At 39.9% G+C, this 11983-nt stretch carries 8 protein-coding genes; 2 read left to right on the forward strand and 6 right to left on the reverse strand.

Annotated features, from left to right (window positions below; all coding sequences use genetic code 11):
• Positions 1 to 3: 3 nt before the first annotated feature.
• The 5 genes from pefC to M1F05_RS18750 form a co-directional block, all read right to left on the reverse strand.
• Positions 4 to 2376 (reverse strand): PefC/AfrB family outer membrane usher protein, encoded by a 2373-nt coding sequence (gene pefC / locus M1F05_RS18730; protein ID WP_206083336.1) that lies wholly within the window; start codon positions 2374 to 2376, stop codon positions 4 to 6.
• A gap of 68 nt (positions 2377 to 2444) precedes the next feature.
• Positions 2445 to 2963 (reverse strand): fimbrial protein, encoded by a 519-nt coding sequence (locus M1F05_RS18735; RefSeq protein ID WP_206083335.1) that lies wholly within the window; start codon positions 2961 to 2963, stop codon positions 2445 to 2447.
• Positions 2964 to 3037: 74 nt separating this feature from the next.
• The gene (locus tag M1F05_RS18740) at positions 3038 to 3295 is read right to left on the reverse strand and encodes a helix-turn-helix domain-containing protein (RefSeq protein WP_206083334.1); all 258 of its coding nucleotides are present in this window, start codon (positions 3293 to 3295) and stop codon (positions 3038 to 3040) included.
• A gap of 676 nt (positions 3296 to 3971) precedes the next feature.
• On the reverse strand, positions 3972 to 5672 hold the full coding sequence (locus tag M1F05_RS18745) for a lysophospholipid acyltransferase family protein (RefSeq protein WP_206083790.1): 1701 nt from the start codon (positions 5670 to 5672) through the stop codon (positions 3972 to 3974).
• Between the two features lie 98 nt (positions 5673 to 5770).
• Positions 5771 to 6502 carry an SDR family oxidoreductase gene (locus tag M1F05_RS18750; RefSeq protein WP_206083333.1) on the reverse strand — a complete coding sequence of 244 codons (732 nt, stop codon included), beginning with the start codon at positions 6500 to 6502 and terminating at the stop codon, positions 5771 to 5773.
• Between the two features lie 108 nt (positions 6503 to 6610).
• On the opposite strand from M1F05_RS18750, the gene M1F05_RS18755 reads away from it, so the two are divergent.
• The gene (locus tag M1F05_RS18755) at positions 6611 to 7432 is read left to right on the forward strand and encodes a LysR family transcriptional regulator (RefSeq protein WP_206083332.1); all 822 of its coding nucleotides are present in this window, start codon (positions 6611 to 6613) and stop codon (positions 7430 to 7432) included.
• A gap of 185 nt (positions 7433 to 7617) precedes the next feature.
• A complete protein-coding gene (gene fdhF, locus M1F05_RS18760; RefSeq protein ID WP_206083331.1) occupies positions 7618 to 9765 on the forward strand; it encodes a formate dehydrogenase subunit alpha in 2148 nt (715 codons plus the stop codon).
• A 282-nt stretch (positions 9766 to 10047) separates the two neighbouring features.
• On the opposite strand, the gene M1F05_RS18765 is transcribed toward fdhF, so the two are convergent.
• Positions 10048 to 11664, reverse strand: a complete 1617-nt coding sequence (locus tag M1F05_RS18765; RefSeq protein WP_241016806.1) for a sigma 54-interacting transcriptional regulator — start codon at positions 11662 to 11664, stop codon at positions 10048 to 10050.
• Positions 11665 to 11983 lie beyond the last annotated feature (319 nt).

Raw genomic sequence — 11983 nt, forward strand, 5'->3', positions numbered from 1 at the left:
TTATTAATTACATTCGACTTCCATAATTTTATTTTCATTTGATTCTATATTTTCCAAATTTAATGTACATACCTCATTATCTGAGGAAGAAATAAAAATCTTTTTCGGTTTGTTAAGTAAGTTTAAAAGTAACACTCCACCATTAGAAACAAACCCGACATATTCATTACTTTCTGTTCTTGCCGAACTACCCGCTGAAACAAATTGACCGTCTGATTTTTTCAGCCTTAATATATATCTATAAATCGTTGAGAATTTAAACTCACGATAAATAATCGCCTTATCAGTTGGCACAAACCCCTGTACTGAATCCAGCAACTCTATGTCATTAGGAACTTCTTCTGTATTGATTTTTAAATTATTTTCAACGTAAGGTGATACCCCAATGACCGTATTACCATTTCTATCCGTAGGGGGGGAGTCATTAAAGGTAATATTTTTAATATTGCTAATATTCGCAATGGCGACCGTATCGCGCCGAACATTACTCAACAATAATCCCGTTTGCTGGGTTGCAAGTAAGCTTCCTGATGCATTTATTGAGCCTGTTGTTTTATTCTCATTTTTCGAAATTGCGAACCCCGTATTAACAATATCTTGATTAACCCCGAAATAAGCAGAATTAGACCAACTTTCGCGGTCTTTATTTGTATTTACGCTATAGTTGATTTTTTCATTAATATTACCTGCAACACCTGAGTTAAAACTCGATTTATTTCTACGGTCATAATTCACCGAGTTTGTCCAATAATGATTCTTATCAAATAAACTAAATGGAATATTCACACCAACAGATAAAACATAGTTATCACGGTCATAATCATTTAACTTTTGGTAATCTGCCGATACAGATAAATCCACACCTTTCAAAGTTGTGTTGTAGGTAATATTCGCACCGACTTCATTATGTATTTGGCTACGATATGTTTGAACCCAACCTGAAACACTGACAAAACTATTATCAAAATTCTGCGATAAGATAGTTTCATAACGTTCTTTGCGATTACTTCGATGATATAACGCATTTGAATTAAACTCATTAAAATCAACATAGTCCTTACCTGTATAACGGTAAGCTAATAACTGTAAATTCGTATTATTGGACAATGAGTTAGCATATTTAAGCATATAACTAATCCCAGATTGCCGAGATTCTGACATAGTTGGAGTTTGCTTTTGAAACGTACTCACGGCTGTATTTAAATTAAATGAGATCGCACCAAATTGACCTAAGTCTTTACTCGCACCTAATCCTGCACTTTTATAATCATTATGCAAAATACCTGCGGTATGAAAGGTAAAGTGAGTGAGTCCATAATCGAATGCACCAAGAAAAAACAAACGGTTTTCTCGCTTTCCCGTAACCTCTCTTTCTCCTACTGCGACGTTATAATTAATTTCATTGGCACGCAGTAAAGATGGAAGCGTTGCAACAGGGTAATAACGAACTGTTTTTGTTCCGTTATTTTCTTCAACTGTCACCGTAATATCACCATTACTCACTGGTGATATATCTTTTAACTGATAGGCACCCGCAGGAACCACTTGTGAGCTTAAAATATACCCATTTTGCGATATGGTAATTTTCGCATTCGAATTAACAACGCCAGAAATAATAGGAGCATAGCCTCGCATTTCCCAAGGACGCATATCTCTTTCAGAGCGTAAAGACAAACCATAAAAAACAAAATTAGGTAAAATAGATAAAGATGTTAACGTCTTACCGACAATAAAACTGCCTTGTATTGGCTTAATTGCAGTAGATATAGTGGCTTCAGACGTTTCAGTTCCTGAATCATTAAGGTAACTACTACGGACATAGGCCACCCATCGGCCAATGTTAGAATATAAATCAAAATCACCATAAACTTGAGTTTTTTCAGAAGACGTTTTTGATATATATCCTGAATAATTCACCTTAATGCCTGGAATGCCATAATCCCATTCTTGCTGATTTTTGGTCTCATCCAAAGCAATTTGAGGTACACTAAAAGACAAAGTCTGCTTTGCGTTATCAAACAAAACTTCGGCGCCTGGGTACTGGCTAATCTTGTAGCAGTTTCTCGCCGCGTCAAAATTATTTGCAAGCAAAGTCAGGTTAATCGGTAATGATAACTCTGATATCCAGTCTGAGTTTAAGCATAAAACCTCTTTATCCTCTGGTAAAATAATGAGTTCTTTTCGATTAATAGAACGACGATTAAAAATGACTTCAACAATATAATGACCTGCAGGGTATTTAACACTTTCATCAAAAACGCTTGCAGCTTGCGGTTGAACTCCTCCATGTAAGAAGTCCATATTTAAATTTGCATCTGCGTAAAATGGACTTACTAACAGGGATAACATAAAAGCATTAATCGGTTTTAAACGCATTGATATTATCCATAGCTATTTGTAAGTTAAAATAAGGGTCAAAGACCCTTTTTATTTATTAATATTAATTACTTATATGCTACGGCATATGTTGCGCTTGAAATCACTGTACCTTCAGTCACAGTTTGACCTGTCGTCGCTAACATTCTTGCTTTGAATTTCATGTTTCCAATAGCATCAGTACCATTGCCAAAATCAACGGTTTGGCTGTTATACGTGACATCTTGGTTAGGCGTTGTCGAGTTGGTTGCTGTCAGTTGGATTGACACGCCATTAGCAGTCCCTTTCATGTTTGCAAGGCCTGAGTTAGTAAACCCTGCGCTCTGCCAACCCACTTGGCCGCTAGTTTTTTTCAAGCATTCATCAGTACGTGGGACTAAATCAAACTCAACATAATCACCATTTTTATCTGCAGTGGTCATTTGGCCTAGATCGATAGTTGATTTAACTAGTCCACCCACTTCTGTATCGATATCACAGGTTTCTGATGTCACTGCGCCAATGAACTGAACTTCACCGGTATTAGCAAAGGTATATCCACTGAATAGCGCGCCACTTACCATTAATGGTAATAATAATTTTTTCATTAAATAACTCTCCATATTTGTATACATATTAATTTTTTAATTAATAATCAAACTACGAAATAAAAACTTAAACATTAAGAATTATCATTTAACTCATTAAATGATAAAAATTCTTCCCAAGATACATCTAGTATTTTCAATATGTCATTTAACATTGTAACGGTAATGTTTGTTATTCCATTCTCATACCGGGATACTTGCTGCTGACTCACATTCAACATAACACCTAAATCCTTCCCGGTTATGTCCATGCGTTTTCTTTTATTTCTAATAAAACATCCAATTTTTTTATTAAAAATATTTGGTCTTATAAAACTAGAGTGTTCATTCATTCCTACCCCCTATTTAATTATAAAATTCAAATATTCAACATAAGTAGGATTTCGCATAATATATTGGCACATGATATTAGAGTAAAAACGTTTGTGCCGATCGATAATATAATATTGATAGCTACCACCTATCACAATAGATTATTTGATCGGAAATACCGATCATCTAAATAAATAAAACTCAATTAACTAACTGATAATAAACGGTTGCTTTATTTTTTGATAATATATTTAATGTTATATTTTTAATTTTTTAATTACAAAATTTAACATATAAATTGATATTTTAAATTGATTGTGAAATATAATATTACATATAGTTACATTTATTTTTATATAGAAACATGGGAGAGAAATAACATTAAAATAAAACCAAATAGCATTTAAATCATATTAACAAGGATAAAATGACAATATTTTCCAATGGAAAATTAAATATCAAAGGAATACCAAACTCATAACCCATTTTATGGGTAATGTAAAAATAAAAAAATTAACTTATTAAATGAGTATATTTTAGATAAGTAAAATGGAATAGTGATGCATTTGTTTCATAATGAAAACAAATTAAGCTGTTACACGAAAATGAATATTATTAGTGATTACCATTCTATTAAATGATAATCACTAATAAAAACTACAATTTACAAAAAAATAACAGTACCGAAATCAAAATTTATAAGTGCACCCCAACATATCGCTGATAACGTATTGGCTTTAGCTTGGTTAAATCCACCAACACCAAACCATCGATACAATCATTGAATGATGGGTCTGTACCAAAATCCATAAATTGCACGCCACCAGGCTCACATAGCTCAGTGTACTGCTTATAAAGTGTCGGGATAGAACAACCGATGTTATTTAATAAGCTTTTGAGTTTTACCAAGTCTTCTTGGTAATTATCACCAGTGAATTGCGCTAACACCTGCGGTAAAGAGGCTGGATAGGGCTTGTGGGATTGTGCCATTGACTGTTCAGCAGAAAAATATAAGCGGTAAAAAGTGATCAATAAATCACGCGCGGCGATAGGCATCGCCCCCGAAATGGAGACAGGGCCAAATAGATAACGGTATTGGGGGTATTTGGCTAAATAGGCCCCAATGCCTAACCACAAATAATCCAACCCACGTTTTCCCCAATATTTCGGCTGAATAAAACTACGGCCTAATTCAATACCTTGAGCAAGAATGGGAAGCATGCCTTCGTCATAGTGGAATAAGCTAGAACTGTAGATCCCCGCTAACCCTTTGGTTTCAATTTGCTTTTCAGTGGGGATAAAACGATAAGCGCCAACGATATCGAGCTCATCGTCATCCCACAACACCAAGTGATAATAATCGTCATCATAGCTATCTAAATCACGGCGCTTGCCTGAACCTTCCCCTACCGCACGAAACGAAATCTCACGAAGTCGCCCTAATTCACGCAATATGGGCGAGCGAACTTCTTGATGCCGTTGATAAAGGTAAATCGCTTTGCCATCTGGCGATGTCCCCAAACGCTCACAAGCCGCCAATGCTTTTTTCAGCTCAAGTCGGTCTTCAGGTAATGCAATTGCCGCTTCACTGCTAAACAGCCCTTCTCTTTCTTTTCCTAATAAATAGACATGGCGGCGAAAGCGTTCTGCCAATTCGTGGGCTTTCGTGTGGCCATCATACCAATGACTAAAAGGAATACGCCCCCCAACACGAATTTTGAGTTTTTTACCCCGTTGCTGAAACATTTCTCTGACTAACATCAACGTGGACAACGGCTTGTAAACCAATGATGCCAAATAAAACAAATGGCTATTTCGCCCCTGAATATGCATTGGCACAATCGCAGCGCGCGCTTTCGCGGCTAAGCGTAAAAAACCCGTGCGCCAGTGATTATCGCGAATGCCTTTACTACTGAGCCGTGAAACCTCCCCCGCTGGAAATACAATTAGCGCCCCGCGGTTATCCAAGTGCTGTTGCATTGCTTCCACTTGCTGGCGATTGGTTCGGTTGTTGATATTATCAACGGTAATAAACAAGCTTTTTAGTGGTTCAATATAGTTAAGAAACTGGTTTGCAACAATTTTCACATCAGGGCGTACGGTTGCCACGGTTCGTAATAATGCTAGTCCATCTAACGAGCCTATTGGATGGTTTGCCACTAAAACAACAGGGCCTTCTGCGGGGATATTTTCCAAATCACCATCCGTTAATTCACAGCGAATATTGAAATGCTCAATGACTTGTTCAATAAGATCCAACCCTTTCAAATGAGGGTAGTCTTGGGCAAATTGACTAAATTCTTTTTCGAAAAGGAGGCGTTTTAATACACTGCGTTTCCATGCAGGTGGGGCTTGATGTGGGTATATATCGTGGAGTAAGGCATCGACACTAAACATCATGTTATCTCCATCCGAGCTGAGTTACTGCGAACTTAAGTCAGATGCATGACAACATGATGGTAGTTTTATGACAAAGTGATGAAACAATGAACAGACTACGCCTGCTGGCGAGTTGCCGCTAGAACGATCTCACGGATACACACCGATTGTGGCTGTTGATAAGCAAAACGAATGGTATTGGCAACATCCTCTGCTGACAACACAAGTCCCCCCATCTCTTTTTTCCACTCTTGGTAACCTGATTTAATCCCTTCATCTGTGGTATGGCTAAGTAATTCTGTTTCAACCGCTCCTGGTGCAATGGTGATCACACGAACATTATGCGGGGCAAGCTCTTCGCGTAAATTTTCAGAAATACCGTGAACAGCAAATTTAGTGCCCACATACGCCACATGGTTTGGAAAGGTTTTTCGCCCTGCAACTGAACTGATATTAATAATCGTGCCACTTTTACGCGCAACCATGCCATCCGCAACTGCATGAATGCCATTCAACACGCCTTTAATATTCACCTCCACCATGATATCCCATTGATTTGGATCTTGATTAGTCATGTCACCTAAAAGCATAACACCTGCGTTATTGACTAAGCCATCAACTGGGCCAAACTGCGCCTCTGCTTCTTTAACGGCATTCACAAATGCGGTTCTATCCGTAACATCTATAGATTTACATAACGTATTAGGTAAATTTAATGCCAACATTGGCTCAATACGGCGTGCCAGTAATAAAAGTGCATGACCTTCATTGGATAACATTTTTGCCGTCGCAAGACCAATACCTGAGCTCGCGCCAGTAATCACCACTAATGATTTTACATTTTGCATATTGCGTCCATATAAATTTAATTGATGTCTAAAACCATGAGCAGACTATATTTCATCCGTAAGTTGCATTAAAATGGTTTATTCTTCTCACAGACATCAAAAAAATCTATGGATTATCGCCAACTTCACGCCTTTATCGCCGTTTTCGAAGAACGCAATATCACCACGGCTGCACGACGGTTATTTCTCACACAACCTGCGCTCTCAGCAACGATCAAAACGCTGGAAGATAACCTAGGCACTCAGCTGTTTAAGCGCTTACCAAGAGGCGTTGATGTCACTGAAGATGCACGAATTTTATACCCTCACGCACAACGCATGGTGGCTGAACTAGACACGCTGGCAAGCAGCTTTAAACGTGAAAAAAACCGCCAGCCTCTGCAAATTGGCATTGAAGAGGATATCGCTAATCAGCACATTTGCGCGTTCCTAAAACAAGTTCAAGACCCTGATTTTCATTTATTAATTGTCCTAGAGTCGGGTTGCAAAGGGGATATCCGTCTTGCTTGCGAAGAAATGCGCTGTGAAGATGAGCTGTTTATTCCACTCATTAGTGAGCCCTTTGTTTTAGCAATGTCACCTGAGCACCCGCTCGCCAGTAAAAAGACCATGACATCCGCTGAGTTACACGGATTGTGTTGGGTTATGTGCCCTGAGCTCACTTGGCATCAGCGTTTTTTACCGATTTACGGCGCGACGGCAAACTCCCCTTCTGCTCATGCCAGCACCTTTTCCCTCGCGCTTGGTCTAGTCGCGCTCAACTTAGGCGTAGCAATCGTGCCGCAATCCCTTGCCAGTGAACATGCCAATATTGTTTTTCACCCTTTGCCAACTCATGCACTTTCTCGGCGTATTGGCGTATGTTATGCCATCCAATCATTATCTTCCCCTGCGGTAGAGCAGCTTATCAACCATTTAGCTCGTCAATAGCCGTCGACACTTTTGACGATCACGGAGTTCGCCAAACGCTACAAGACGATGCTAGACAAATCAAAAACAATAAATTCAATCAGTTAGATAACAATAAATTTACCTTAAAAATTGGCATAAACCCTGCATTAGCTTAAGTGTTAAGGCGGCAATGACCGCTACATAAAAACACAGGAGCAATGTTGATGGAAAAAGTCATCACCGTCTGCCCGTATTGCGCCTCAGGCTGTAAAATATACCTGAAGGTGGAAAACGGGAAGATCATCGGCGCAGAGGGCGCAAATGGTCACACCAATGAAGGGGAGCTCTGCCTAAAAGGTTATTATGGCTGGGACTTCATTCACGATACGAAAATCTTAACGCCTCGCTTAAAAAATCCGATGATCCGTCGTGAGCGTGGTGGCAAACTTGAAGTGGTTTCATGGGAAGAAGCCATTGAATTTGCCAGTTCTCGATTACTGGCAATCAAAGAAAAATACGGCCCTAAAGCCATCATGACGACAGGTTCATCCCGTGGTCCAGGGAATGAAGCCAACTTTGTGATGCAGAAATTTGTTCGAGCGGCAGTCGGTAGCAATAATATCGACTGCTGCGCACGTGTCTGACACGGCCCTTCGGTTGCAGGTCTGCAGCGTTCGGTCGGTAATGGCGCAATGAGCAACTCAATTGTTGAAATTGAGGATACCAAATGTATTTTTGTCTTCGGTTACAATGCCGCGGACTCACACCCTATTGTCGCTCGCCGAATTTTAAAAGCGAAAGAAAAAGGGGCTCAAATTATTGTTTGCGATCCGCGTTATATTGAAACTGCGCGCATTGCAGATATTCACTTACCTTTGAAAAACGGGTCAAACATTGCGTTACTGAATGCGTTTGCCCACGTGATCATCGAAGAAAATCTGTATGACAAAGCGTTTATTGATGCACATACTGAAAAATTCGATGAATATCGTACCTTAGTCGCACCTTATACTCCTGAATCAGTGGAAGAAACGACGGGTATCAAAGCAGAAGACATTCGCAAAACGGCTCGCATGTACGCCAAAGCAGAAAGCGCGACAATTTTGTGGGGCATGGGTGTCACCCAATTCTATCAAGGTGTTGAAACCGTTCAATCCCTTACTAGCCTTGCGCTATTAACAGGGAATTTAGGTAAACCACATGTTGGTGTTGGCCCTGTTCGTGGTCAAAATAACGTGCAAGGTGCCTGCGATATGGGGGCACTACCAAATACTCTGCCAGGCTATCAATATGTGTCGGATACCGCTGCACTGGAAAAATTTGCCAAATTCTGGGGGATTGAAAGCATGCCTGCAGAAAACGGTATTCCACTGAGCGAAGTACCACACTTTATTGATGAGGGCGTATTAAAAGCCCACTATGTGATGGGGGAAGACCCACTACAAACAGAGCCAGACCTTGCCACTATCCGCCGTACCTTCGATAAGCTCGAGCTGTTGATTGTCCAAGACATCTTCATGACCAAAACTGCGTCGATTGCCGATGTGATTTTCCCTGCCACCTCTTGGGGGGAACATGAAGGGGTATATACCGCCGCTGACCGTGGTTTCCAACGCTTCTATAAAGCAGTTGAGCCTGTCGGCGACGTGAAAACAGACTGGGAAATCATCAGCCTAATGTCAACGGCCATGGGCTACCCAATGCACTATAACAACACCAAAGAAATTTGGGATGAGTTACGTGAATTGTGCCCGATTTACTATGGCGCGACCTATGAAAAAATGGCGGACTTAGCCTATATTCAATGGCCGTGTAAGACATTAGAAAGCCCTGGCACGGAGTATTTGTACGAAGGTGGTCAATTCGACACGCCAAATGGCAAAGGCCAATTCTTTACCTGCGACTGGCGTCCACCGATTGATCAAGTCAGCACGGAATACCCAATGGTGTTAGCTACAGTGCGTGAGGTGGGTCACTACTCCTGTCGCTCAATGACGGGGAACTGTAAAGCGTTGGCAGCATTAGCGGATGAACCTGGTTTTGTGCAAATCAATACCGCAGATGCAAAAGCGTTAGGGATAAAAGATCAGGAGCTGGTTTGGGTGGCATCACGGCAAGGCAAAGTCATTACTAGAGCCAATATCAGTGACCGACCCAATAAAGGCGCGGTATATATGACTTATCAGTGGTGGATTGGTGCCTGTAATGAGCTCGTGGCAGAAAACCTCAGTCCAATCACCAAGACCCCTGAATATAAGTACTGTGCAGTGCGAGTTGAACCGATTGCGGATCAACAAAAAGCCGAGTACTTCGTTGTTCAGGAATACACTGGAATTAAACGTCGTTTACGCGAGGCCGCAGAAGGCCTTTAATTTGCGTTAAACAATCAATTAAGCCAATGGTTTCAATCAAACCATTGGCTTTTTTATTTAGTTAATTAATAATGAATATATTAATAAAATATTGGTAATTTGTTATTCAGTCTGATTTCAAAAAAATTAAATTATATTTGAATAAATTTAATCACAGTAGTGACTTTCAAATATAAATAATAATTAATTTCATTAAGGAAATTATTATTTATTTTCATATGACTACCAATTATACAAAAATAACAATAACCAGCCTGATAAATATAATCAAAAAATAAAGAATTAGAATAAATCTTGAACCGAGATCCCTAACCGCTGCATACGTGATAATAATGTGGTGCGTTTTAACCCTAAGCGAGTTGCCGCCCCCCTCGCCCCAGCGACCACACCGTTTGTTGCCCGTAACGCCGCAATAATTCGATCCCTTTCTTCATCATCACTTTCGGGGGCAGCTGTTTGCATGCGTTTTTCTATAGCGCTTGGTTTTTCAAAAGCATTTTTAAGGCGTGAAGGCTTTGGGATACTGAGTTCATGCAGTTGTAAATTCAAGGTATTTCCGCGGGTTAAAATCACTGCCCGCTCAATGACATTTTCCAACTCACGGACATTACCAGGCCATGGATACAACGATAGCTGCGCTAGTGCATCACGGGGGATACACTCAATTTTACGGTTCATACGCTGCGCAATTTTTTGCGTAAAATGGGTGGCAAGTAGTGGAATATCTTCAGGCCTTTCACGTAGCGGAGGAATCATAATCGGAAACACATTCAGCCGATAATACAGATCTTCGCGGAACTCACGCTCATCCGTCATGCCCTTTAAATCACGGTTAGTTGCCGCAATCAAGCGCACATCCACAGGAATGACTTTGTTACCACCAATACGTTCTATTTCACGTTCTTGCAGCACGCGAAGTAATTTTGGTTGCAATTCCAATGGCATATCGCCGATTTCATCTAAAAAAAGCGTGCTTTTATCCGCCATTTCAAAGCGGCCAATGTGCGTTGTCGTTGCCCCAGTAAACGCACCTTTGTCATGACCAAATAAGTCACTTTCCAACAAGCCTGAAGGGATAGCGGCACAATTCATTTTAATAATTGCACGGCGATGCCGGTCACTTAGCCTGTGAATAGCGCGAGCAATTAGCTCTTTGCCTGTCCCTGTTTCCCCTAAAATCAATACGGTACTGTCGCTGCGTGCCACTAAATCCACTTGTTCGAGCACATTACGCATGGCTGCACTTTGGAAAATAATTTCACTAAAGCTTTCATTGCCGTGAATTTGCTCATTCAGCCAGAGATTTTCATTTTTTAGGCTATCTTTTAAACGTGTAATTTCACCATATGCCGCTGCATTATCCACTGCAATCGCAAAACGCGCCGCAATCTGCTTGAGTAAATTGCAGTTATCGTCGGTGAAAATGCGGGTATCTTCATGGGATAATACCAAAACACCAAGGGGTTTATGGTTAAATGCTAACGGCAATAATAATGTTTCCGTCATCCCTTGAGCACACAGGTGCTGATACAGCGGGTCTTGGGTAGATTGGTCAAGAGTCAACCGCATAGATTGGTTATTTTCAAGTACTTGGGTTAAATCAGGATGTAATTCGTTTAAATGATATTGGGTCTTTTCAACGGGTTTTCCGCGGCAATAATAGCTTGAATAACAAAGGTATACCGCTGAGCTATAATTATCACACAGGGCGATACTAATTTGGCTAATACCGAAAAAACGGTAAATTTCCCGAGACACTTCTGCAACTAATCCATCCATTTCTAAGTGTGATAAAACGGAATTAGTAATATCTACCAGTATTCGATATTGGTCGCGTTCATGGCGTATACGTTCATTGCTTTCAGAGATCCCCACAAATACCCCATTCTTTTTAATCATTTCCTTGAGATGTTATAAACACTCAAACTAATGGCCATTGATATAATTGAACATCAATACGACACCAAATAAGATTATTGTAATGACTCTAAAGAAAAATAATATCATTGACTGATTTAACTTTGATCCAATCCCCTATTTTTTTCTGCAAATTAAAATGTAATATATTTTTTTATATAGCGATTAAAATTAAACGTCGTCATTATTGTCGAATGACGTGTCGAATATATTTTTCTCCGCAGATAAAACACCTCGTTATTTATTAATCTACTGATTTAACTGAATTTAATTATTCCATCAATTTGGCACGATCCATGCT

The sequence above is a fragment of the Providencia sp. PROV252 genome, from assembly GCF_033676005.1.
Lineage (GTDB): Bacteria > Pseudomonadota > Gammaproteobacteria > Enterobacterales > Enterobacteriaceae > Providencia > Providencia vermicola.